Source organism: Flavobacterium koreense (assembly GCF_054776075.1).
In genome coordinates, this window is the sequence record NZ_BAAHCF010000034.1 from 147,221 (window position 1) to 170,476 (window position 23,256).

Genomic DNA, 23,256 nt, shown 5'->3' on the forward strand with positions numbered 1-23,256 from the left:
GTAAAGGAAGAGAATTGTCAAAAAACAATCAAAATTCCAAACAATTCCGCAAAAAGGTTAGTATAAAAGAATCCTTTTTTTATATTTTTGCAATCGTAAATAAACAATCTCATGAACTTTGATAGAAAAGAATTGTCCAATATTCAATTGTTGGATTTATATAAAAAACTACTAAAACCTAGATTGATAGAGGAGAAGATGCTTATTCTTCTTCGTCAAGGTAAAGTTTCTAAATGGTTTTCTGGTATTGGTCAAGAAGCTATTTCTGTGGGAATTACGGCTGCTTTAGACCAAGACGAGTACATTTTACCAATGCACCGAAATTTGGGAGTTTTTACTGGTCGAGATATTCCTTTGCACCGTTTGTTTTCACAATGGCAAGGCAAGAAAACTGGTTTTACCAAAGGTCGTGACAGAAGTTTTCACTTTGGAACACAAGAATTCAAAATTATCGGAATGATTTCGCATCTTGGTCCACAAATGGGTGTTGCTGATGGAATTGCTTTGGCTAATAAATTAAAACGAAATGGCAAAGTAACCGCTGTTTTTACTGGTGAAGGAGCAACTTCTGAAGGTGATTTTCATGAAGCATTGAACATTGCTGCTGTTTGGGAATTGCCGGTTTTGTTTGTGATTGAGAATAATGGTTACGGACTTTCAACGCCAACTAACGAGCAATATCGTTGTGAAAACCTTGCTGACAAAGGCATTGGTTACGGAATGGAAAGCCACATTATTGATGGAAATAACATCTTAGAAGTTTATACTAAAATTGCCGAATTGAAAGCGTCTTTAGCTCTAAATCCGCGACCAGTTTTATTGGAATTTAAAACTTTTAGAATGCGTGGTCACGAAGAAGCGAGTGGTACAAAATATGTTCCGCAAGAGTTGATGGACATGTGGGCAATTAAAGATCCAATTTCAAATTATAAAGAGTATTTGGTTAATGTTGGTGTTTTATCAGAAGAATTAGATACAGAATTTAAAGCAACTATAAAAGCTGAAATCGATGAACATTGGGCAATCACACAAGCTGAACCTGAAGTTGTAGCTGATTTAAGTGAAGAATTAAATGATATGTTTCAACCATATCAATTTGAAGAAGTTGATCCTTCAAGTGAAATAGAAAACATAAGAGTAATTGATGCCATTTCAACCGCTTTAAGACAATCTATGGAACGCCATGATAATTTGGTTATTATGGGACAAGATATTGCGGAATATGGTGGTGCCTTCAAGATTACTGAAGGTTTTGTAGAACAATTTGGAAAAGGAAGAGTTAGAAATACACCAATTTGCGAAAGTGCTGTAGTTTCTGCTGCAAATGGTTTGTCAATCAATGGTCATAAAGCTATTGTTGAAATGCAATTTGCTGATTTTGTCTCTTCAGGATTTAATCCAATTGTGAATTTATTAGCCAAACAACATTATCGTTGGAATGAAAAATCGGATGTTGTGGTTAGAATGCCTTGTGGTGGTGGCACTCAAGCTGGGCCATTTCATTCTCAAACTAACGAAGCTTGGTTTACCAAAACACCAGGTTTGAAAGTAGTTTATCCTGCATTTCCATACGATTTTAAAGGTTTGTTGAATACAGCAATTAATGACCCGAATCCAGTTGTGTTTTTTGAACACAAACAATTGTATCGTTCCGTTTATCAAGATGTTCCTAAAGATTATTATACGTTACCTTTTGGAAAAGCTTCTGTGCTTAAAGAAGGTAATGATGTAACCATAATTTCCTTTGGAGCAGGAGTCCATTGGGCTTTAGAAACGTTATCTAAAAACACTGAAATCAAAGCAGATTTGATTGATTTGAGAACATTACAACCTTTAGATACTGAGACTATTTTTGCTTCGGTTAAGAAAACAGGAAAATGTATTATTTTACAAGAAGATACTTTATTTGGTGGTATTTCAAGTGATATTTCTTCTATGATTATGGAGAATTGTTTTGAATATTTAGATGCACCTGTAAAACGTGTTGGAAGTATTGAAAGCGCTATTCCATTTGTAAAAGCACTGGAAGATCAATATTTGCCTAAAGTTAGATTTGAAGAGGGATTATTGGAATTATTGAAATATTAATTAGCATGAAACCTTTAACGGAAAAATTGTTGTTGGAAGACGCTACTGTTCACAAAGTTCAATTTGACAAGGAATGGTTTTACAATTTGGACGATATGAAATTTTATTTAAACGAAGACTTATCGGCAGTGGAGTACATCCATTTGCCGATGTTAGTTTTTGGTGAAGAAGAAATTGTAAAGTGCTGTACTCTAGAAGATATTTTACGCGGTAGAAAGGAAAAAGAATAGTTAGTTGTTTTCTACCAACTTTTTGAAATTATTAAGAATAGCTTGCCATCCAAACTGTTGTAATTCTACTGGGTTTTGAGTTTCTGCTTCAAAAGTTTCAACTACTTCAACAGTGTCTCCAATAGCAATAAAATCGACGCTGACTTCTCTTTCGTCGTCTAAAACATATTTAATTGATTTGTTTTCAATTACTTCAGTGTAAGTTCCTTCAAAATCAAAACTAAAACTTCCATCTTTAGCAGCCATAGTATAGTTGAATCGTTCACCAATTTTAAGATTGTTGGTTGCTTTAGGACAGTGCCAATCGTCTGAAGCATTATTCCATAACATTATTTGCTCAGGTGTTGTCCAGTATTTCCATACTTTATCTAAACTACTTTTGATGGTACATTCTACGGTTATTTTTGTTTTACTTCCCATTTGTTGAAACTAAAAATTAACTATTGTTTAAGCAAATTTATAAAAATTACTACCAAGATAAAGAGTCTCATTAAAAAAATAGTTTTTTGTTTTTAACAATTAGCTTATATTTGTTTAAAATAAAATTGCTCGTTTGTGAATCCTACCAATAAACTCAAGATATTCAATGATCCAATCTACGGATTTATAACCATACCAAATACCTTAATTTACGATTTAATTCAGCATCCCTATTTTCAACGTTTGCGACGTATTTCTCAAATGGGAATGTCGTATTTGGTTTATCCTGGTGCACATCATACTCGTTTTCATCATGCTTTGGGATGTATGCACATAATGCAAAAAGCCATTCAAACACTTCAATTTAAAGATGTTGCAATTTCAAAAGAGGAAGAAAATGCTTTGTTAATTGCTATTTTATTGCACGATATTGGACATGGTCCATTTTCGCATGCTATGGAAAATAGTATTGTAGAAGATGTGCATCATGAAGAAATTTCATTGCTTTTTATGAATGAATTGAATGAAGAATTTGATGGTAAATTGTCATTAGCAATTAAAATATTCAAAGGAGAGTACCATAGAAAATTTATGTATCAATTGATATCAAGTCAGTTAGATATGGACAGAATGGATTATTTACGTAGAGATAGTTTCTACAGCGGTGTTGCTGAAGGAAATATCAATAGCGAACGTTTAATTCAGATGATGAATGTTCAAGATGATTTTTTAGTAATTGAAGAAAAAGGAATTTATTCAGTAGAAAAATTTTTAGTGGCAAGACGATTGATGTATTGGCAAGCTTATTTGCATAAAACAAGTGTTGTTGCCGAAATTATTTTAATGAAAATCCTTAAAAGAGCTAAAGAATTAACTCAAAAAGGAATTCATTTGGAATGTAGTAAACCACTTTTGTTTTTTATGGAAAATAAAATTTCATTAGAAACATTTGATAAAGAAACGATTAAAACTTTTGCTTTGTTAGATGATCATGATGTAATGGGAGCAATAAAAGCATGGCAATTCAATGATGATTTTGTTTTGAGTTCGTTATGTAAGATGATTATCAATAGAGATTTATTGAAAATTCAAATGTCTGATGAAAAACCTGAAAAAGAGAATTTGGTGGTTTTGAAGCAAAAATTCATGAAATTACATCCAATTTCAGAAAAAGAAGCTGATTACTTTATTTTCAAAGGAAAACTTAAAAATCAGGCTTATAGTAAATCAAGTGAGCCTATTCGAATTCTGAAAAAAGACAAAACAATAGAAGATGTTGTAGAAGCTTCAGATCAATTGCATTTGAAAGCATTGTCAAAACCAGTGACCAAATATTTTATATGTTTTCCAAAAGTGTTACTAGATACATAGTATTTCATTAAAATTTAATATTTTTGCAGCAATGAAATTTACAGCTGAACAAATTGCAGGTATTCTAGAAGGTGAAGTAATAGGTAATCCTAATGCTGAAGTTTTCAAATTGTCCAAAATAGAGGAAGGAACTATTGGTTCGCTTACATTTTTGTCCAACCCAAAATATCAAAATTTTATCTATTCTACAGAAGCATCTGTTACAATTGTAAATAAAACTTTTGAACCAGAGCAAGCTATTTCAACGACATTGATTAAAGTTGAAGACGCTTATCAAGCATTTTCTAAATTGTTGGAATATTACAATCAGGTAAAGTTGATGAAGTCTGGTATTGAACAACCTTCTGTGATTTCTGAAAATGTTACATATGGTACCGATTTGTATTTAGGTAGCTTTTGTTATGTTGGAAAGAATGTCAAAATTGGAAATAATGTAAAGATTTATCCAAATACTTTTATTGGCGATAATGTAGTTATTGGTGATAATTGTGTGTTTTTTGCTGGAGTTAGAGTTTATTCAGAAACAGAAATTGGAAATAATTGTGTAATTCATTCAGGAACTATTGTTGGTTCTGATGGATTTGGTTTTGCACCTCATGAAGATGGAACTTACAGTAAGATTCCACAAATTGGGAATGTGATCCTTGAAGATGATGTAGAAGTTGGTTCGTGTACCACAATTGATAGAGCGACAATGGGCTCGACAATAATAAGAAAAGGAGTAAAGTTGGACAATCAAATCCAAATAGCTCATAATGTTGAAATCGGAGAGAATACGGTAATTGCCTCTCAAACAGGTATTGCTGGTTCGACCAAAATTGGTAGAAATTGCATGATTGGCGGACAAGTAGGTATAGTCGGACACATCACAATTGGAAATAATGTTAGAATACAAGCCCAATCTGGAATTGGTAAAAGCATTGGTGATGGAGAAGTAGTGCAAGGAACACCAGCATTTAATTATGGTGATTTCAGTAAGTCGTATGTTCATTTTAGAAATTTACCTAAAATTGTTTCTGACTTAGACGATTTAAAAAAGAAAATTAAATAACAAACATAAACTAGATTGAATATTATGGTTAAGCAAAAAACCATCAAAAGTGAAATTTCACTCGTAGGTGTTGGATTACATACAGGAAAAGAAGTTAAAATGACTTTTAAACCTGCGCCTATAAACAACGGTTTTACATTTGTAAGAGTTGATTTAGAAGGAAGTCCAATTATTGAAGCAGATGCTAATTATGTAGTCAATACACAAAGAGGTACCAACTTAGAAAAACTGGGCGTTAAGATTCAAACTTCAGAGCACGTTTTAGCTGCTTTTGTAGGTTGTGATGTTGACAATGCAATTATAGAATTAGATGCTTCTGAGCCACCAATTATGGATGGTTCATCAAAGTATTTTGTAGAAGCAATTGAAAAAGTAGGCGTAGAAGAGCAAGATGCTGAACGTAAGTATTATGTTGTAAAAGAAGTTATTTCTTTCGCAGACGAAGCTACAGGAAGCGAAATACTTGTAATGCCAAGTGATGATTATCAAGTAACTGCAATGGTTGATTTTGGAACCAAAGTTCTTGGTACTCAAAATGCTACAATGAAAAGTCTTTCAGAATTTAAAACTGAAATTGCCAATTGTAGAACTTTTAGTTTTCTTCACGAGTTAGAAAGTTTATTAGATAATGGTTTAATTAAAGGTGGTGACTTAAATAACGCTATTGTATATGTAGATAAAGAGATTTCTGCAAATACAATGGAAAACCTTAAAAAAGCATTCGGAAAAGATTCAATTTCTGTAAAAGAAAATGGAATTCTTGATAACTTAACGTTGCATTATCCAAACGAAGCTGCACGTCATAAATTATTAGATGTTGTAGGTGATTTGGCTTTAGTCGGAATTAGAATTAAAGGTAAAGTTATAGCAAATAAACCAGGACATTTTGTAAATACACAATTTGCTAAAAAATTATCAAAAATCATTAAGATTGAGCAAAAAAATCATGTTCCATGTTATGATTTGAATTTGCCACCATTGATGGATATTCATCAAATTATGAATATTTTACCACACAGACCACCATTTTTATTAATCGATAGGATTATTGAAATGTCAGAAACACATGTGGTAGGTATGAAAAATGTTACAATGAATGAAAATTTCTTTGTTGGACATTTTCCAGATGCACCAGTTATGCCAGGAGTTTTAATTGTTGAGGCTATGGCTCAATCAGGAGGAATATTAGTATTAAGTACTGTTCCAGATCCAGAAAATTACCTTACTTATTTTATGAAAATTGATAATGTAAAATTCAAGCATAAAGTGTTGCCTGGAGATACCTTATTATTCAAATGTGATTTAATTTCACCAATTAGAAGAGGAATTTGTCACATGCAAGCCAATGCTTATGCTAATGGAAAGTTAGTTGCAGAAGCTGAATTAATGGCACAAATAGCTAAAAAGCAATAAAAATATAAAGTATGAATCAACCACTAGCATACGTACATCCAGGAGCAAAAATTGCAAGAAATGTTGTAATTGATCCTTTCACAACTATTCACAATAATGTTGAAATAGGAGAAGGAACTTGGATTGGTTCTAATGTTACCATAATGGAAGGAGCAAGAATTGGTAAAAATTGCAATATTTTTCCAGGTTCAGTTATTTCAGCAGTTCCACAAGATTTAAAATTTGGAGGTGAAGAATCACTTGCAATAATTGGAGATAATACTACTGTAAGAGAATGTGTTACAATTAATAGAGGTACTGTAGCTTCAGGTCAAACTAAAATTGGAAAAAATTGTTTGATTATGGCAACAGCTCACATTGCTCACGATTGTCATATTGGAGATAATGCAATTATTGTTAATGGAGTTGCTTTGGCAGGTCACGTTATTGTTGGTAATTATGCAATTATTGGAGGTTTAGCGGCAATACATCAGTTTATTCATATTGGTGATCACGCCATGATTTCTGGTGGTTCATTGGTTAGAAAAGATGTTCCTCCTTATACAAAAGCAGCAAAGGAACCTTTGTCTTATGTTGGAATCAACTCAGTTGGTTTAAGAAGAAGAGGTTTTACTTCTGAAAAAATTAGAGAAATTCAAGATATTTATAGAATTTTATATCAAAAAAATTACAATACTTCACAAGCTGTTGGAATAATTGAAGCCGAAATGGCTGCATCTCCAGAACGTGACGAAATATTAGATTTTATAAGAAACTCATCTCGCGGAATCATGAAAGGTTATTCAGGTTCTTATTAATTAAAAATAAAAATTAAAAACAATAAAAATGGCATCTACATCAGATATTAGAAACGGATTATGTATTAAATTCAATCACGATATTTATAAAATTATCGAATTTCTTCACGTTAAACCAGGAAAAGGTCCTGCTTTCGTTAGAACTAAATTAAAAAGTTTAACTAACGGAAAAGTTTTAGATAATACTTTTTCTGCAGGTCACAAAATTGAAGACATTCGTGTTGAAACTCAAACATTTCAGTATTTATATGCTGAAGGTGATCAATTTCACTTCATGAATACTGAGTCTTATGAGCAAATTACTTTAGATAAAAAAATCTTAGATGCTCCAGATTTATTGAAAGAAGGAACTAATGTAATGGTTCAAATTAACACTGAAACTGACATGCCACTTTCTGTAGATATGCCAGCTTCAATTGTTCTTGAAGTTACTTATGCTGAACCAGGAGTTAAAGGAAATACAGCTACAAATGCTACTAAACCTGCAAAAGTAGAAACTGGTGCTTCTGTAAATGTTCCTTTATTTATTAATGAAGGTGATAAAATCAAAATTGATACAGCTACAGGTTCTTATATGGAACGTGTAAAAGAATAATTTTAGTGAACAAAATCAGGTAAAACTGAACACTGAATACTGAACACTAAAAATATGAAGTTTTCAAAAACACATACTCTTAAAGAAATTGCAGAAATCATTGGTTGCCAATATGTTGGTGCCGATGATTTCCCTGTTTATGGCATGAACGAGATTCATGTGGTAACTTCAGGCGATATAGTATTTGTAGATCATCCAAAATATTATGATAAAGCATTACAATCAGCTGCAACAATTGTTTTAATTAACAAAGAAGTTGAATGTCCATTAGGTAAAGCATTATTAATTTCTGATGATCCGTTTAGAGACTTTAATAAATTAACCAATCACTTTAGACCTTTTACTTTTGCAAATGTTTCTATTTCGAATTCTGCAATAGTTGGTGACGGAACAGTAATTCAGCCCAATTGTTTTATTGGACATAATGTTCAAATTGGTAAAAACTGTATCATTCATTCTAATGTTTCAATTTACGATAATTGTATCATTGGTGATAATGTAATTATTCAAGCAGGAACAATTCTTGGAGCAGATGCATTTTATTATAAAAAACGTCCAGAAGGTTTTGATCAATTACTTTCAGCAGGAAGAGTTGTTATAGAAAATAATGTTGGAATTGGAGCTCTTTGCACTATAGACAAAGGAGTAACAGGTGATACAACTATTGGAGAAGGCACAAAAATTGACAATCAAGTTCATGTTGGACACGATACTGTAATTGGTAAAAAATGTCTAATAGCAGCCCAAACCGGAATTGCAGGTTGTGTTATTATTGAAGAAGAAGTAACACTTTGGGGACAAGTTGGAACCACAAGTGGAATTACAATAGGAGCAAAGGCTGTAGTTCTTGGTCAAACTGGTGTAACAAAATCAATAGAAGGCGGAAAGTCCTATTTTGGAACGCCAATTGAAGAATCACGTGAAAAACTGAAACAATTAGCTAATATAAAACGTATCCCAGAAATAATAAAAAATCTAAAGTAATGACAGCAAAACAATTAGTATTGGATTTTTATAAAAATGATTTGCTTTTACATAAATCAGAAGTTACTGAATTTCTGCACGAAGATTTAATCATCGAATGGAACAGTAGTAAAGGTTTTGTTCAAATGAAAAAGCAAGATGTACTTAATTTATCTGATGAATTGAGTAAAGCCTACGTTCGTTCTAAAATGAGAATTACACATGTAGTTGAAGAAGGAAATATGGTTTCTGTACGTTATTCTCATTTTGTAAAAACAATTGAAAATCCTAGAGAAGAAATGCTTTTAGCACACTTTTTTGTAATTTGGGAAGTGAAAGATGGAAAATTATATCGAGGTTATCAAATGAGTCAATTTTCATAAAATCATATATATAAAATTTGCAAATAAGTAGAAAAAAAACTGAATACTGAACACTGAATACTGAACACTTTTTAATACTTTTGCAACACAAACAATAAAACTAAATAAAAAAACATAATATGAGCGTTTTAGTTAACAAGAATTCAAAAATAATAGTTCAAGGATTTACAGGAAGTGAAGGTACTTTTCACGCATCTCAAATGATTGAATATGGAACAAACGTTGTTGGTGGAGTTACTCCAGGAAAAGGTGGTTCTACACATTTAGACAGACCAGTTTTCAACACTGTAAAAGATGCTGTTGAACAAGCAGGAGCAGACACAACAATCATTTTCGTTCCGCCAGCTTTTGCTGCTGACGCTATTATGGAAGCTGCTGATGCAGGAATTAAAGTAATTATTTGCATCACAGAAGGAATTCCAGTTGCAGATATGATTAAAGCGTATTCATACATAAAAGACAGAGATTGTAGATTAATTGGTCCAAACTGCCCAGGAGTGATTACTCCAGAAGAAGCTAAAGTTGGTATCATGCCAGGTTTTGTTTTCAAAAAAGGTAATGTTGGAATCGTTTCTAAATCAGGAACTTTAACTTACGAAGCCGCTGACCAAGTTGTAAAACAAGGAATGGGAATTACTACAGCTATCGGAATTGGTGGTGATCCAATCATTGGAACAACTACTAAAGAAGCTGTTGAATTATTAATGAATGATCCAGAAACTCATTGTATCGTTATGATTGGTGAAATTGGAGGTCAACTTGAAGCTGATGCTGCAAAATGGATTAAAGCTGATGGAAACCGTAAACCAGTTGTTGGATTCATTGCAGGTGAAACTGCTCCAAAAGGAAGAACAATGGGTCATGCAGGTGCAATTGTTGGTGGTGCTGATGATACAGCTGAAGCTAAAAAACGCATCATGAGAGAAAACGGAATTCACGTTGTAGATTCTCCAGCTGAAATTGGTAAAAAAGTAAAAGAAGTAATGGGATAATTTAAATCTCGTTTAAAGATAAAAAAAGAGCTTTCAATAACTGAAAGCTCTTTTTTATTTAAGTAGTTTAATAATTTAATTCAAAAAAGGATTAGACCATTTACTATCAACATAAACATTTGTTCCAGAAAGTGTTCTTAAGAATGCTATGACAGCATTAACTTCTGGAGCCGTTAAATTTAATTGTTGACCAAAACCATTTGGACGTAATCTTGGATCTAAATTAGTATTTCCTGGAGCTAAGTTAATAGTTCCATAATGTCCAACAGCCGCTTGTAAAGTTGTAATAACTCCTGTATGCATCATAGGACCATTTGTGGTTCCATCTGTTTTAACTAAATCTCGTAAAGATGGCGCACGAGTATTAGTAATGTCAATTCCAACACCACTTATAGTTCCAATTATTCCATTATTTCTTGTATTTGGATCAATATCAAATTCAGGAGCGGCATGACAACCAGCACATCCTAAACCTCCACCAGTTCTACTTCCAGTTGCATTAAAAACAGGAGGCGATAAAAATAAATTTTTTCCTTGATTTTCTTGTGCAGTAAAATTTGAGAATGGTTGCCCATCATTGGCTGCTAAGGCTCTTCCTGCATCATATTTAGAATCAAATGATTGTATGCTTTTAATAAATTGAGCTAAAGCTAATTGCATTTTGTTTTCAGTAATTTCTTCGGTTCCATAAACAAATTTGAACAATTCCTTATAATAACCAATTGCAGATAATTTTGTAATTAATCCTGAAAAAGCTTCGTCACCATTAGTACCACTATAACCCATTTCACCATGATCTTTTATAGGCATTGTGGTTTGTGTTTCTAAATTAATTGCTCTTTCATCCCAAAAGAATTTTGCTTCATTTGCAAAACGATTATTGATTAATCGCATTGAGTGTCTTCCTGTTGTTCCGTTTACTCCTTGACTCGCAACTGCAACATCACTAAAAGCATTAGCTTGTTGGTGACAACTTGCACATGAAATGGTATTATTTGAAGAAAGCTTTTTATCATAAAATAAAACTCGACCTAAAGTAGCGCCTTTATCTGTAATCAAATTAGAACCAACATTACTTTTTGTAATATAGGAAGGTACTGTTTGATTGGCATAATTTGCTAGATTAGATAAATTGATATTATTTCCAAATGCAGTTGTAACATTTGAATAAGTTTCAACTGGAACATATTGGTTATCATTATCACTTCCGCAAGAAAATGATGTAGCAATTACTAACAAGGCAATGGTTTTTTTTAGCATATTGATTTGTTTTGGTTTTTTATTGTTTAGGTCTTCTGGGGTGTGAAAACAGTTTGCTTAATTCTTCTGTTAAATTTTCATAATCCGACAATTGCTCTTTTTTGCATAGTTTTTTTATCTCTAGAAAATGATTAAAATGTGTAGTTTCAATTTGTTTTTGATAATTAGCTAATTTCAAAAACAAACTGTCCTTTTGAACAGAATCAATAGTATCAGAATTTAATAACTGATATAATTCGTTTTTAGTACTTCTAATCGAATCATCTAAATTTCTAATATCTTCTTGATGTATTTTTATTGTTTTATCATAAGCTTCAATTTGATTTTCATCAAAATGAAGTTTTTCAATTACAATTTCTCTAGGCATTTTTCTTCCTCTTGGTTCATCATTATTCTTTGACAAAAATAGAAATCCAAGAATTCCAAAATTTAATGCTACTAATGCAATTACTGCAAATACTAATACTTTAGTCTTATTCATAACTACTTATATAATTGATTGTTTTTATTTATTGAATGTTCTAAACTAGCTATTTCAGATTCATTGGAATTAGATTTACCATTCAATAGCATTATATTAAATGAAATTAAAACCACAATTGACGCTGCCACTAGCCACAATACTTTTGTTGAAATTGTTGTTTCCTTAATTTCTTTTTCAATCTTTAGAAAAATAGTATCACTTGGAGTCGCTTTGGCTATTCCATCAACACTTTTTAAAACTTTATTTATAAAATCTTCTCTTTCCATAATTATTTAGACGAAATTGTTTTTTATTTCTTGCGGTAATTTTCAAATTTATTACTCAATTTTTCTTTTAAAGTTGTTTTTGCTCTAAAAACAAGCGATTCAACGGATGAAATACTAACATTCATTATCTCAGAAATTTCCGTATTACTCAATCCATCTAACTTTGATAGAATAAAAGCGGTTTTCTGATTTTCAGTTAATTCATTGATTACTTTAAAAAGAATTGCTGCATTTTCTTTGTTTACCAAATCAATTCCGGGATGTTCAAAATTGGATAGAATTTCGAGTTCCTTTTCATTTTCTGATTTTTTTCCAAAAATGAAAAAGCGCTTTACACTATTTTTATGCTTAATAAAATCTAAACTTTTGTTAATTGTAATTCTGTAAATCCAAGTTTTGAGTGATGAATTTTCTTTAAATGAATCTAATGAATTGTGAACTTGAACAAATACATCTTGAGTAATTTCTTCTGCATCTTCCACATTTTGAAGGTAATGCAACGCAACATTATAAACCAATACTTTATATTGGTTGTAAATGGCAATAAAATCGCTTTGGTTGCTCTTCATTATTTTAAAGTATCACTTTAAGACTTAAACTTGTTAAAAAGGTTTAAATGTACTCTAATATTTTAGAAATAGTAAATTAGTCTTATATTTGGCTTTTATTTAATAGACAAACAAAATACCTAACTTTTATGAAATTACTTGAAGGAAAAGTAGCTATTATTACAGGTGCTAGCCGTGGAATTGGTAGCGGAATTGCAAAAGTATTTGCACAACACGGAGCAAACGTAGCTTTTACATACAGTTCATCTGCTGAATCAGCTTTGGCTTTAGAAAATGAATTATCAGCTTTAGGAATTAAAGCAAAAGGATATAAATCAAATGCAGCAGATTTTAATGAAGCTCAAAAATTAGTTGACGATGTTATGGCAGAATTTGGAAACATTGATGTTTTAATCAATAATGCCGGAATTACAAAAGATAATTTGTTGATGAGAATGAGCGAAGAGGATTTTGACAAAGTAATCGAAATCAACTTAAAATCGGTTTTCAATATGACTAAAGCAGTTCAAAAAGTAATGTTGAAAAATAGAAAAGGTTCTATCGTAAACATGAGTAGTGTAGTAGGAGTGAAAGGAAATGCTGGTCAAGCTAACTACGCTGCATCAAAAGCGGGAATGATTGGTTTTACTAAATCTATTGCATTAGAATTGGGTTCAAGAAATATTCGTTGTAATGCAATCGCTCCAGGATTCATTGAAACCGAAATGACTGCAAAACTAAACGAAGATGTGGTTCAAGGTTGGAGAGATTCTATTCCTTTAAAACGTGGAGGAACTCCAGAAGATGTAGCTAATGCTTGTCTTTTCTTCGCATCTGACATGAGTGCTTATGTTTCAGGACAAGTACTTAATGTTGATGGAGGAATGTTAACATAAAATTATTTTAATCTAAAAAATGAACAAATCCACTTTAGTATTAATAATCTTGTCAGTTATAGTAGCTGGTGGTTTGTCTTATTTTCAATATTTTTATAAAGCTAAGAGTAAGTCCAATACGACTAAACTCTTAGCTTTTTTACGTTTTCTTTCTGTTTTTGGTTTATTACTTTTATTAATAAATCCAATTGTGAGCAGAAGTACTTTTGAAACTGTAAAAACTCCTTTGCCAATTGTAGTGGATAATTCAAGTTCAATTGTAGATTTAAAAGCGAATCAAGTTGCAAAAGAACTTTATGAAAAAATAAGTTCTAACTCAAAACTGAAAGATAAATTTGATGTTCAAACCTATAGTTTTGATTCTGAATTTCAACCTATTGAATCTGCAGATGAGTTAAATTTTAAAGGAAAACAAACTAATCTTGATGAAGTTGCAAAAAACTTAAAAAGCATCAATAAAAATCTTTCTTTTCCAACGGTTTTAATTTCTGATGGAAATCAAACTTCTGGCTCGGATTATGTTTTTAGTTTTGATGCAAATAATAAAGTTTATCCTTTGGTTGTTGGAGATACAACTACTTATTTAGATTTAAAAATAAGTCAGATAAACGTTAATAAATATGCTTTTCATAAGAATAAATTTCCTGTGGAAGTATTTCTTCAATATGCAGGTACGAAATCGGTAACAGCTAATTTTGCTATTTCTCAAGGAAATAATGTTTTAAATAAGCAAAGTATTTCATTTTCTCCATCAAATAAATCGGCAGTTTTAAATATTTTATTGCCTGCAGATAAAACAGGTTTGCAAATTTTTAACGCAAGAATTTCATCTAACGAATCTGAAAAAAACACTTACAATAATTCAAAGAAATTTGCTGTAGAAATCATCGATCAGAAAACAGAAATAGCTATAATTTCTTCTATAAATCATCCTGATATAGGTGCTTTAAAACGAGGTATTGAAACTAATGCACAACGTAAAGTAACTATTCTTAAACCTAATAAAATCAATGATTTAAACAAGTATAATGTTTTGGTTTTATTTCAGCCAAATGCTGAATTTAAACAAGTATTTGAATCTAATAAAAATTTAAAAATAAATACTTGGATTATAACTGGTAATAACACCGATTTTGGATTTTTAAATCTGCAACAAAATCAAATAAGCTTTAGAATGTCATCTCAGAAAGAAGATTTTCTAGCAAATTTTAGTTCAGATTTTAATTTATTTGCTGCTGAAAATATTGGTTTTGAAAATTTTCCACCACTTGAGAATGCTTATGGAACTATAACTCCTAATGAAAATGTAACCGTTCTTTTATCTTCAAGAATTAGAAATGTAGAAACAAATCAGCCATTACTAGCTTTTTCGGATAATCAAGGTAGGAGAAGTGCTTTTTTGATGGGAGAAAACATTTGGAAATGGCGTGCACATAGTTTTATTGAGAAAAAATCATTTGAAGAGTTTGATGTTTTTTTAGATAAAACCATTCAATTTTTAGCTTCAAATGACTCTAAAAAATCACTTATTGTGAATCACGAACGTTTTTATAATTCTGGTGATGCTTTAGAAATAACGGCACAATATTTCAATAAAAATTATGAATTTGACGAGAAAGCTCGTTTGACAATTGCTGTAACAAATTCTAAAACAAAACAAGTAAAACGCTACGATTTGCTAAAAACGAATAATAGTTTCAAAGTAAATCTTGATGGTTTGGCAGCAGGACAATATTCGTTTACTGTAAAAGAACTTAATTCAAATTCAAGTTATTCAAGTACTTTCGAAATATTAGATTTTGATATCGAAAAGCAATTCGTAAATCCGGATATGGCTAAATTGAAACAATTGGCTTTACAAACAAAAGGTGCTGTTTTTGTTCCAAATCAAGTAGATGATTTAATTAAAATATTACTTGAAAACGAAGATTATAAAGCCATTCAGAAAGATATTGTAAAGAAAACGCCTTTCATTGATTGGATTTGGCTACTCGTTTTAATTGCGATTTCACTTGCTGCAGAATGGTTTATTAGAAAATATAACGGATTGTTGTAAAACACGTAAAACTACGTATAGCCATTATAAAAATGAGCTATATCTTTGTAATAGTTAAGTTAGACTTTAACTCTTTTTAAAACTCCACAAATACAATTCTATGTACTGTGGAGTTTTTATTTTTCGTACTTCTTATTCTTTAATATTGAACTTGCAGTTTGATAGTATGAAATAGTTTCATTAACCAACTTTGTATTCTCTTTTGCAATTGGAATTTGTTCGTAGTGAATTTGAAAATCTGCAGCTACATTATCTTTGGGTTCTAATTTTAGATTAAATTGTTTTACTTTTTGTTTTGGAGAAAGAATGGTTAAAACATTGTCTTTCAGCAATCCTAAATCTTGATATGTTGCGATGAGTGCTCTAGGTTGATAATCTGTTTTCAAAACATCTTGTCCAAAAAATTTGGTTTTGTAATTAAAGTTTAGCAAACCAAATAATGTAGGCATTAAGTCAATTTGTGAGACCATTTTATTATAAACAGCAGGTTGAATAAACCCAGGAGAATAAATTAATGCTGGAATTCTATATTTATCTAATGGTAATTGTGTTTTACCAGAGCTCGATGCGCAATGATCTGCAACAATTATAAAGACTGTATTTTTAAACCAAGACTGTTTTTTAGCCATTTCAAAAAATTGTTTCAATGCATAATCGGTATATTTTACACCACCTTCACGAGATTTAGAATGTGAATCAATATCTATTTTTCCATCAGGATAAGTAAAAGGACGATGATTGCTAACGGTCATCCAGTGGTTGAAGAAAGGTTTTCCAGTTTTTGATTCTTCGTTCATCACTTGTATTGCCTTTTTAGCCATATCCTCATCACAAACTCCCCAAACATTTGAAAATGTAATTTCTTCTGGTTTTAAAGTTTTTTTGTCAGTTATTTTATAACCATTTCCTCCGAAAAAATCTTCCATATTATCAAAGTAAGCATCACCTCCATAAAGAAAGTTAACTTGATATCCTTTATTTTTAAAAATAGATGCGGTTGAAAATTTATTTTTATTGTCTTTTCTTTTTACAACGCTTTCTCCAGCAGTAGGAGGAAGACATAATGTAACTGATTCTAAGCCTCTAATGGTCCTATTTCCAACAGCATAAAGATTTGAAAATTGCAAGCTATGACTTGCTAAACTATCTAGAAAAGGAGTAATACTTTGATCATTTCCATAAGCTTTCAAAAAATCTGCACTCAAGCTTTCAATTGTAATTAATACAACATTTTTTCTGTTTTCAGGATTTAAACTTGATATAGTTCTTGTTGAAAAATTTTGAGAAATTCCAGGTACTAATTTTTCAATAGTCGCAAAAGCTTTATCATCAGGTAATGTTTTGTAAAATTTATTATAATCCAATTCACTATTCATAAAGGCTAAATAAAAACGATGTATACCATTGGACTGCAATTCGTTGGCAAAAACGTTATGAGATGTTTCTTGTTTTGATAATAATGGAATTATGAATATTGCTCCAACAAAAATGATTGAATAAATAATTGACGATTTGACTTTTTCATTAAACGAAGGTAACTTGCTTAAAAATGATTTAGAGCGTTTTACAATAAGTAAGGTAATAAGTAATGTTAATATACCAACTCCTGTAAACAAAGGAATCACAGGATAAGATTCCATGATGTTTTTAATTACTTCATTAGTGTAAACTAGATAATCTACAGCTATAAAGTTGTATCTAACGCCAAATTCATTCCAAAAAAAGTATTCACTAACAGCATTTTGTATAATTATCAAAACAAAAATGAAGATAGTAACAGAGAATAATATCAATCTAATTTTACTTCTATATCTTGGTAAAAAAAGCATCAATCCAAATAAAATGGCCTTCAAAGAGACGAAAGCAATTCCAATTTCTGGTAAGGAACCTCCATATTCATGTATAATGGATTTACCAGATAGAAGGTATAATAAAAGTAAAATTAGGAATCCAAAAATGATATAACCCCAAGGTTTTTGGTATTTAGAATTGGATAAAAACAATAAGTAAATCCAAAGAAAACAACTTGATAGTATAAAAATAAATACATCGGATAATAATCCCAAAGAAAATATTTTTACTATGTCAACAAATGAAAAGCTAGATTGGGTTATAGGATGACATAACAATATAATTCTTGTTATAAAACTAACTAACAAATAAAGAAGCCCTAAATTTATTATTGGTGAACGTTTGTTGAATAATTGCATTATAAAAAATTTAAACAAACCTATTTTATTTACATTGAATTTTGTTTAAGGATAACTTAATATCAACTTAATATTAGCTTAAGATTAAAATTCGCTTAAGAAAACTAAATAATCAATCGTTACATGAATATTATGAATAATTTTGCGTTATAGATTTGAATTAAATTTGTAAATTGTACTTAAAATAAACTTCTATGAAAAAAGGTATTGTTCTTATTATGCTAATCATTAGTGCAATTGGCTATTCACAAGATTGGAAAACTAATTTTGAAGAGGCAAAAGCAGCAGCAGCTAAAGAAAATAAAAATATATTATTAGTTTTTTCAGGTTCTGATTGGTGTGCACCATGTATAAAATTAGAAAAAGTAGTTTGGAAATCTGAAGTTTTTAAACAATATTCTGAAAAAAAATTAATCTTATTAAGAGCTGATTTTCCAAATAAACGAGCTAATCAATTGCCAAAAGAAATTGCAGAAGGAAATAAAAAATTATCTGAAAAATATAATAAAGAAGGTAATTTTCCACTTGTTGTTCTTATAGATAAATCTGGAAAAGTTATAGGGATGACAGGTTTTAAAAACGTTACCGCTGAGGAGTATGTTAAGCTAATAGAATCATTAAATAAATAATGAAACAGTTCTTATTACTATTTATTTCACTAATTACTATCAATTCTTTTGGTCAAATTGTGCATAAAAGAAAGTTGTCAATGTTAGGAAGTCCGTTTGAAATTACTGTAGTAGCTAAAGATACTATTCAAGGTAACTATTTCATTGACAAAGCCGTTGCTGAAGTTAAAAGAATTGAGAATTTGATTTCTGATTGGATTCCAACCACACAAATTTCTGAAGTCAACAAAAATGCTGGAATCAATCCTGTAAAAGTTGATGATGAAGTCTTTCAATTGGTAACAAGAGCAAATAAAATTTCAAAACTAACCAATGGAGCTTTTGATATTTCATACGCTTCAATGGATAAAATTTGGAAGTTTGATGGCAGCATGAAAGAAATGCCAACTAAAGAAGCAATTAAAAGTTCTGTTGAAAAAATTGGTTACGAAAAGATAATAATGAATGACTCAACCAAAACAATTTTCTTGAAAGAAAAAGGAATGAAGTTGGGTTTAGGAGGAATTGGTCAAGGATACATTGCTGATAAAGTAAAGGCATTATTGCAAAATGAAGGATGCAAATCAGGAATTGTAAATGTTTCTGGCGATATAAATACTTGGGGAAAACAAATAGATGATAAGCCTTGGACAATCGGAATTATAAATCCGATGAATAAAAATAAGGTTTTTGCAACATTTCCACTTGAAGATAGTGCAGTGGAAACTTCAGGAAGCTATGAAAAATTTGTAATGTTTAATGGTGTAAGATATTCGCATATCATTGATCCGAGAACAGGTTATCCAGCAACAGGGATTGTTAGTGTGTCTGTATTTGCAAAACAAACTGAAATAGCAGATGCTTTAGCAACTGGAATTTTTGTATTAGGAATAGATGTTGGATTGGATTTAGTAAATCAACTTAAAGGAATAGAATGTATTATAGTTGACGACAAAGGAAAAATACATACATCAAAAGGAATTGATATTCAAAAATATAAATCTTAATTAATTACGCCATGTTTAAGAAAATAGCATTAGTAGTTTTTTCTGTAATTGTTTTACAATCATGTAATACAGTGAAGCAATATGAAAAAGCTAAAGTTAACAGTACAGAAATGAAGCTTTCAGCAAAATCTTCAGAACGATATGAAACCGCTTTTCAAGTTTATAGAGAAGCTGCTGCAGGAGCAAATGGAGGAAAATCTGGTGGTGGTTGTGGATGTAATTAATTTTCAATAAAATCATGCAAAATAAATTAGTAATAGTATTTTTTCTTTTTTCAGCCTTGGTCTTTTCACAAGAAACCGAAGTGGTAAAAGATAGTACAGTAACTTTCAAAAAAAGAGTATTAGAGTCAACAGAAGTTGATTTCATGCTTAGTTATTACAATCAAGACGGATTGCATTCTTCAGTTTCAGGCGGAATTGGTTCTGAAAAATTGACCGATATTGCTTCTAATATTGTTGTAGCAATTCCTATGAATGATGATGATATTCTTACTATTGATGCTGGAATTTCAGCATACACTTCAGCTTCATCAAGTAACATTAATCCTTACGATTCTAAAAACCCTACACCATGGCAAAGTTCGTCAGGAGCTTCAGAGCAAGACGCTTTAGTTTCTTTAGTTGCTAATTATAGTCATAGTAGTAATGATAGAAATTTTATATGGAATGCAGATGTATCATTTTCTAACGAATATGATTACACTTCAATAGGTTTTGGTGGAGGAATTTCTAAATTATTCAACGATAAAAATTCTGAAGTTTCAGTAAAGGTAAATGCTTATCTAGATCAATGGAGACCAATTTATCCTGGAGAATTACGCAATGGAAATTATCCTAGTTATAATCCATTATTTAGCCCAAATTTTGTTGCTTGGGACAGTACAGCTCGAAATTCTTATTCAGCTTCAATAAGTTTCTCTCAAGTACTTACTAAGAAAACACAATTTTCTATTTTCTTCGATTTAGTGCAACAAGATGGTAAACTTTCAACACCTTATCACAGAATTTATTTTGCAGATAAACCTGATTATTATGTAGGAAATCTAAGTTTTGTTCCAAATTATGAAAACAGTTCTAATGCAGGAGTTTACAGATTAGCTGATGCCATAGAAAAATTACCAAGTTCTCGTTTCAAATTGCCTATTGGTTTACGTTGGAATTACTATATCAATGAAACATTTGTTGTTCGAACATATTACAGATATTATACGGATAATTGGGATATTACAGCGCATACAGCTTCTATAGAAGTGCCAATTAAGTTGACAGATAAATTCACTGTATCTCCAATGTATCGTTATTATACACAAACACAATCTAAATATTTTGCTCCGTTTGAAAAACATTTATCAACAGAAGAATTCTATACTTCAGATTATGATTTATCATCATTTAATGCAAATCAATACGGACTTGGAGTATCTTACACGGATATTTTTACGAGCTCAAAAATTTGGAAATTTGGTTTAAAAAATATTGATTTTAGATTCAACCACTACGATAGAAGTGATGGTTTAAGTTCAAATATAGCTAGTTTAGGATTCAAATTTGTAATGCAATAGCAATGAAAATTTTAATTGTTGAAGACGAAAAAGGAATTTCAGATTTTCTAAAACAAGGTTTAGAAGAAGAAAGTTATGAAATAATCGTGGCATCAGATGGCTTGTCAGGTTTGGATTTAGCTATTACAAATAAGCCAGATTTAATTTTGTTAGATTGGATGTTGCCTAAAATGTCTGGAATTGATGTTTGCAAAGAATTTAGAAAAACAGATTCAAAAACACCAATTATTTTTCTTACAGCCAAAGATACTATTCAAGAAACTATTGAAGGATTAAAATCTGGCGCTAATGATTATATTAAAAAGCCTTTTAGTTTTGAAGAATTATTAGAAAGAATAAAAATTCATTTTAGAACTATTGATGAAGTAAAACAATTAGTACTTTCAAATATTAAAGTTGATTTAAGTAAATATCAAGTTTTTGTTGATGATAAAGAAGTTTCTCTTACTCAAAGAGAATTTGAATTATTGGTTTATCTAATAAAAAATAAAGGAAATGTTTGTACAAGAGTTCAAATTATTGAAGATGTTTGGGACATTCATTTCGAATATGATACTGGAGTAATAGATGTTTTTATGAATGCTATTCGAAAAAAACTTAACTTAAGTAAAGAAAATGATTGCATTAAAACAATAAGAGGAGTAGGCTATATAGCTAATGATATTAATTAAATATGTTCACATTTTCATTCAGAAATAGAATTGCTTTCAATTATATTATTAGTACTGCTTTACTAATAGCCTTTGTATTTATTGTAATTTATCAAGTCATTTATTATAGTGTTGATAATCATATAAATGATGATATAAATGATGAAGTCAAAAAGCATCTAGGTGAAATAGAAATCGATAGAAATAATACTTACCTAATACAAGTTGATCAATGGAGGGCAAGAGAACATAACACTGTTGATGTTAATCCAGTATTTGTTCAGTTTCATGACATTAACAACCAACTTATTGATAAGTCACCTAATCTTAAAGGAATTTTATTAAAACTAAATGATAAAGACAAAGACAACGTTCTTGTTGATACCTATTTAAATAATAAACCAATAAGACAGATTCAGGTTCCTCTTGTCGATGATAATAAAATAATTGGTCATGTAATTGTAGCAATGTCACTTGATGATGCCACAATGATATTATCCAATTTAAAGAAAATACTTTTAATTGCATTTCCTCTAATATTAGTTGTTTTATTCTTGATTGCAAGACTTATTGCAGGAAGAAGTATTAAACCAGTTACTTCAATAATTGAAACATCTAGCACCATAACTAGAGATAATTTAAAATCTAGAATTCAACTTCCAAATAATAAAGATGAATTATACACACTTTCTGAAACGATAAATAATCTTTTAGATAGAATTGAAAATGCAATTGAACGTGAGAAACAATTTACCTCAGATGCCTCACATGAACTTCGAACACCATTGGCTGTAATAAAAGGAACAATGGAAGTATTAATAAGAAAGCCTAGAGAAAAGCAAGAATATGAGGAGAAAATCAATTTTTGCATAACAGAAGTTGATAGATTAAATAATCTAGTTGACCAGTTACTTTTATTAGCACGTTTTGAAAATCAAAAACAAAATATTAGAAACGAACAAGTATATCTTAACTCTCTAATACTCGATACAATAGCTAGATTTTCTGAAAAAATTAAAGAAAAAAAGATAACAATTGTTGCCAATTTTCAAGAGGATTATTATATAAAATCAGATACTTATTTAGTTTCAATAATTTTAAGTAATATAATATCTAATGCAATAAAGTACAGTAATAAAAGCGGTAAAATTGATATTGAATTGAAAAAAGATAAGGAGAACGTTTATTGCAGTATTTCAGATAATGGTATTGGAATTGTAGCGGAAGATTTAGAAAAAATATTCAACTCTTTCTACCGTTCAGATATTTCTAATCATCCTGAAATTAAAGGAACTGGACTAGGTCTATCAATTGTTAAAAGACTCTGCAATTTGCTTTCTATAGAATTAAATATTAAAAGTATAAAAGAGGAAGGTACTTCTGTAAATTTAAGGATTTCCTAAT

The 23,256-nt window shown here is 30.4% G+C and carries 24 protein-coding genes; 18 read left to right on the plus strand and 6 right to left on the minus strand.

The window, feature by feature from the left end; all coding sequences use genetic code 11:
• Positions 1-111: 111 nt before the first annotated feature.
• Both ACYU7A_RS13075 and ACYU7A_RS13080 read left to right on the plus strand, forming a co-directional pair.
• Entirely contained in the window at positions 112-2,088 is a 1,977-nt protein-coding gene (locus ACYU7A_RS13075) for an alpha-ketoacid dehydrogenase subunit alpha/beta (protein WP_460577228.1), read from the plus strand.
• A 5-nt stretch (positions 2,089-2,093) separates the two neighbouring features.
• Positions 2,094-2,318 carry a hypothetical protein gene (locus tag ACYU7A_RS13080; protein WP_396143203.1) on the plus strand — a complete coding sequence of 75 codons (225 nt, stop codon included), beginning with the start codon at positions 2,094-2,096 and terminating at the stop codon, positions 2,316-2,318.
• On the opposite strand, the gene ACYU7A_RS13085 is transcribed toward ACYU7A_RS13080, so the two are convergent.
• Entirely contained in the window at positions 2,319-2,738 is a 420-nt protein-coding gene (locus ACYU7A_RS13085) for an SRPBCC family protein (RefSeq protein WP_460577230.1), read from the minus strand.
• Between the two features lie 135 nt (positions 2,739-2,873).
• Between ACYU7A_RS13085 and ACYU7A_RS13090 the strand changes: the two genes are divergently transcribed.
• The 8 genes from ACYU7A_RS13090 to sucD all read left to right on the plus strand — a co-directional run bounded on the left by ACYU7A_RS13090 (position 2,874) and on the right by sucD (position 10,303).
• On the plus strand, positions 2,874-4,109 hold the full coding sequence (locus ACYU7A_RS13090) for an HD domain-containing protein (protein WP_460577232.1): 1,236 nt from the start codon (positions 2,874-2,876) through the stop codon (positions 4,107-4,109).
• A gap of 31 nt (positions 4,110-4,140) precedes the next feature.
• Complete coding sequence (gene lpxD / locus ACYU7A_RS13095) at positions 4,141-5,160, plus strand: UDP-3-O-(3-hydroxymyristoyl)glucosamine N-acyltransferase (RefSeq protein ID WP_460577234.1); 1,020 nt, start codon at positions 4,141-4,143, stop codon at positions 5,158-5,160.
• Positions 5,161-5,184: 24 nt separating this feature from the next.
• The gene (locus ACYU7A_RS13100) at positions 5,185-6,573 is read left to right on the plus strand and encodes a bifunctional UDP-3-O-[3-hydroxymyristoyl] N-acetylglucosamine deacetylase/3-hydroxyacyl-ACP dehydratase (protein WP_460577236.1); all 1,389 of its coding nucleotides are present in this window, start codon (positions 5,185-5,187) and stop codon (positions 6,571-6,573) included.
• Between the two features lie 11 nt (positions 6,574-6,584).
• Positions 6,585-7,370, plus strand: coding sequence for an acyl-ACP--UDP-N-acetylglucosamine O-acyltransferase (gene lpxA, locus ACYU7A_RS13105; RefSeq protein WP_345094515.1), 786 nt, complete (start codon positions 6,585-6,587; stop codon positions 7,368-7,370).
• A 28-nt stretch (positions 7,371-7,398) separates the two neighbouring features.
• Positions 7,399-7,965 carry an elongation factor P gene (efp, locus tag ACYU7A_RS13110; RefSeq protein ID WP_344816388.1) on the plus strand — a complete coding sequence of 189 codons (567 nt, stop codon included), beginning with the start codon at positions 7,399-7,401 and terminating at the stop codon, positions 7,963-7,965.
• Positions 7,966-8,019: 54 nt separating this feature from the next.
• Complete coding sequence (locus tag ACYU7A_RS13115; protein ID WP_460577239.1) at positions 8,020-8,949, plus strand: UDP-3-O-(3-hydroxymyristoyl)glucosamine N-acyltransferase; 930 nt, start codon at positions 8,020-8,022, stop codon at positions 8,947-8,949.
• Positions 8,949-9,311, plus strand: a complete 363-nt coding sequence (locus ACYU7A_RS13120) for a nuclear transport factor 2 family protein (RefSeq protein WP_344816390.1) — start codon at positions 8,949-8,951, stop codon at positions 9,309-9,311. Before ACYU7A_RS13115 ends, ACYU7A_RS13120 begins: the two co-directional genes overlap by 1 nt.
• Before the next feature lie 119 nt (positions 9,312-9,430).
• On the plus strand, positions 9,431-10,303 hold the full coding sequence (sucD, locus tag ACYU7A_RS13125; protein WP_298177966.1) for a succinate--CoA ligase subunit alpha: 873 nt from the start codon (positions 9,431-9,433) through the stop codon (positions 10,301-10,303).
• Positions 10,304-10,378: 75 nt separating this feature from the next.
• Here sucD and ACYU7A_RS13130 read toward each other — a convergent pair whose 3' ends face one another.
• From ACYU7A_RS13130 to ACYU7A_RS13145, 4 genes are read right to left on the minus strand one after another with little or no spacing between them, the layout of a single operon-like run.
• Positions 10,379-11,563, minus strand: coding sequence for a cytochrome-c peroxidase (locus ACYU7A_RS13130; protein WP_460577242.1), 1,185 nt, complete (start codon positions 11,561-11,563; stop codon positions 10,379-10,381).
• Between the two features lie 19 nt (positions 11,564-11,582).
• The gene (locus tag ACYU7A_RS13135; RefSeq protein WP_460577244.1) at positions 11,583-12,044 is read right to left on the minus strand and encodes a hypothetical protein; all 462 of its coding nucleotides are present in this window, start codon (positions 12,042-12,044) and stop codon (positions 11,583-11,585) included.
• Positions 12,045-12,046: 2 nt separating this feature from the next.
• Positions 12,047-12,313 carry a hypothetical protein gene (locus ACYU7A_RS13140; RefSeq protein ID WP_460577246.1) on the minus strand — a complete coding sequence of 89 codons (267 nt, stop codon included), beginning with the start codon at positions 12,311-12,313 and terminating at the stop codon, positions 12,047-12,049.
• 23 nt (positions 12,314-12,336) lie between these two features.
• Entirely contained in the window at positions 12,337-12,882 is a 546-nt protein-coding gene (locus ACYU7A_RS13145; RefSeq protein WP_460577248.1) for an RNA polymerase sigma factor, read from the minus strand.
• A 128-nt stretch (positions 12,883-13,010) separates the two neighbouring features.
• Here ACYU7A_RS13145 and fabG point away from each other — a divergent pair, with 128 nt between their 5' ends.
• Positions 13,011-13,757: a 3-oxoacyl-[acyl-carrier-protein] reductase gene (gene fabG / locus ACYU7A_RS13150; RefSeq protein WP_298136317.1), complete on the plus strand. Its 747-nt coding sequence runs from the start codon at positions 13,011-13,013 to the stop codon at positions 13,755-13,757.
• Between the two features lie 19 nt (positions 13,758-13,776).
• The gene (locus tag ACYU7A_RS13155) at positions 13,777-15,813 is read left to right on the plus strand and encodes a hypothetical protein (RefSeq protein ID WP_460577250.1); all 2,037 of its coding nucleotides are present in this window, start codon (positions 13,777-13,779) and stop codon (positions 15,811-15,813) included.
• Between the two features lie 116 nt (positions 15,814-15,929).
• Here ACYU7A_RS13155 and ACYU7A_RS13160 read toward each other — a convergent pair whose 3' ends face one another.
• Positions 15,930-18,023 (minus strand): LTA synthase family protein, encoded by a 2,094-nt coding sequence (locus ACYU7A_RS13160; protein ID WP_460577252.1) that lies wholly within the window; start codon positions 18,021-18,023, stop codon positions 15,930-15,932.
• A 194-nt stretch (positions 18,024-18,217) separates the two neighbouring features.
• Here ACYU7A_RS13160 and ACYU7A_RS13165 point away from each other — a divergent pair, with 194 nt between their 5' ends.
• From ACYU7A_RS13165 to ACYU7A_RS13190, 6 genes are read left to right on the plus strand one after another with little or no spacing between them, the layout of a single operon-like run.
• Positions 18,218-18,652 (plus strand): thioredoxin family protein, encoded by a 435-nt coding sequence (locus ACYU7A_RS13165; RefSeq protein ID WP_344816402.1) that lies wholly within the window; start codon positions 18,218-18,220, stop codon positions 18,650-18,652.
• On the plus strand, positions 18,652-19,638 hold the full coding sequence (locus ACYU7A_RS13170) for an FAD:protein FMN transferase (RefSeq protein ID WP_460577254.1): 987 nt from the start codon (positions 18,652-18,654) through the stop codon (positions 19,636-19,638). Before ACYU7A_RS13165 ends, ACYU7A_RS13170 begins: the two co-directional genes overlap by 1 nt.
• Before the next feature lie 11 nt (positions 19,639-19,649).
• Positions 19,650-19,862, plus strand: a complete 213-nt coding sequence (locus ACYU7A_RS13175; protein ID WP_344816404.1) for a DUF4266 domain-containing protein — start codon at positions 19,650-19,652, stop codon at positions 19,860-19,862.
• 14 nt (positions 19,863-19,876) lie between these two features.
• Positions 19,877-21,202 (plus strand): DUF3570 domain-containing protein, encoded by a 1,326-nt coding sequence (locus ACYU7A_RS13180; protein ID WP_460577256.1) that lies wholly within the window; start codon positions 19,877-19,879, stop codon positions 21,200-21,202.
• 2 nt (positions 21,203-21,204) lie between these two features.
• Positions 21,205-21,873: a response regulator transcription factor gene (locus ACYU7A_RS13185; protein WP_460577258.1), complete on the plus strand. Its 669-nt coding sequence runs from the start codon at positions 21,205-21,207 to the stop codon at positions 21,871-21,873.
• A gap of 2 nt (positions 21,874-21,875) precedes the next feature.
• Positions 21,876-23,255 (plus strand): sensor histidine kinase, encoded by a 1,380-nt coding sequence (locus ACYU7A_RS13190; protein WP_460577260.1) that lies wholly within the window; start codon positions 21,876-21,878, stop codon positions 23,253-23,255.
• The last annotated feature ends 1 nt before the right edge of the window (position 23,256 follow it).

Excerpts from the sequence above, each read along its gene's own strand:
- ACYU7A_RS13075 (WP_460577228.1), top strand. The coding sequence starts at position 112 with ATGAACTTTGATAGAAAAGAATTGTCCAATATTCAATTGTTGGATTTA.
- lpxA (WP_345094515.1), top strand. The coding sequence starts at position 6,585 with ATGAATCAACCACTAGCATACGTACATCCAGGAGCAAAAATTGCAAGA.
- ACYU7A_RS13165 (WP_344816402.1), top strand. The coding sequence starts at position 18,218 with ATGAAAAAAGGTATTGTTCTTATTATGCTAATCATTAGTGCAATTGGC.
- fabG (WP_298136317.1), top strand. The coding sequence starts at position 13,011 with ATGAAATTACTTGAAGGAAAAGTAGCTATTATTACAGGTGCTAGCCGT.
- ACYU7A_RS13180 (WP_460577256.1), top strand. The coding sequence starts at position 19,877 with ATGCAAAATAAATTAGTAATAGTATTTTTTCTTTTTTCAGCCTTGGTC.
- efp (WP_344816388.1), top strand. The coding sequence starts at position 7,399 with ATGGCATCTACATCAGATATTAGAAACGGATTATGTATTAAATTCAAT.
- ACYU7A_RS13170 (WP_460577254.1), top strand. The coding sequence starts at position 18,652 with ATGAAACAGTTCTTATTACTATTTATTTCACTAATTACTATCAATTCT.
- ACYU7A_RS13175 (WP_344816404.1), top strand. The coding sequence starts at position 19,650 with ATGTTTAAGAAAATAGCATTAGTAGTTTTTTCTGTAATTGTTTTACAA.
- ACYU7A_RS13120 (WP_344816390.1), top strand. The coding sequence starts at position 8,949 with ATGACAGCAAAACAATTAGTATTGGATTTTTATAAAAATGATTTGCTT.
- ACYU7A_RS13155 (WP_460577250.1), top strand. The coding sequence starts at position 13,777 with ATGAACAAATCCACTTTAGTATTAATAATCTTGTCAGTTATAGTAGCT.
- ACYU7A_RS13160 (WP_460577252.1), bottom strand. The coding sequence starts at position 18,023 with ATGCAATTATTCAACAAACGTTCACCAATAATAAATTTAGGGCTTCTT.
- ACYU7A_RS13145 (WP_460577248.1), bottom strand. The coding sequence starts at position 12,882 with ATGAAGAGCAACCAAAGCGATTTTATTGCCATTTACAACCAATATAAA.
- ACYU7A_RS13185 (WP_460577258.1), top strand. The coding sequence starts at position 21,205 with ATGAAAATTTTAATTGTTGAAGACGAAAAAGGAATTTCAGATTTTCTA.
- ACYU7A_RS13140 (WP_460577246.1), bottom strand. The coding sequence starts at position 12,313 with ATGGAAAGAGAAGATTTTATAAATAAAGTTTTAAAAAGTGTTGATGGA.
- ACYU7A_RS13085 (WP_460577230.1), bottom strand. The coding sequence starts at position 2,738 with ATGGGAAGTAAAACAAAAATAACCGTAGAATGTACCATCAAAAGTAGT.
- ACYU7A_RS13080 (WP_396143203.1), top strand. The coding sequence starts at position 2,094 with ATGAAACCTTTAACGGAAAAATTGTTGTTGGAAGACGCTACTGTTCAC.
- sucD (WP_298177966.1), top strand. The coding sequence starts at position 9,431 with ATGAGCGTTTTAGTTAACAAGAATTCAAAAATAATAGTTCAAGGATTT.
- lpxD (WP_460577234.1), top strand. The coding sequence starts at position 4,141 with ATGAAATTTACAGCTGAACAAATTGCAGGTATTCTAGAAGGTGAAGTA.
- ACYU7A_RS13130 (WP_460577242.1), bottom strand. The coding sequence starts at position 11,563 with ATGCTAAAAAAAACCATTGCCTTGTTAGTAATTGCTACATCATTTTCT.
- ACYU7A_RS13190 (WP_460577260.1), top strand. The coding sequence starts at position 21,876 with ATGTTCACATTTTCATTCAGAAATAGAATTGCTTTCAATTATATTATT.
- ACYU7A_RS13100 (WP_460577236.1), top strand. The coding sequence starts at position 5,185 with ATGGTTAAGCAAAAAACCATCAAAAGTGAAATTTCACTCGTAGGTGTT.
- ACYU7A_RS13115 (WP_460577239.1), top strand. The coding sequence starts at position 8,020 with ATGAAGTTTTCAAAAACACATACTCTTAAAGAAATTGCAGAAATCATT.
- ACYU7A_RS13135 (WP_460577244.1), bottom strand. The coding sequence starts at position 12,044 with ATGAATAAGACTAAAGTATTAGTATTTGCAGTAATTGCATTAGTAGCA.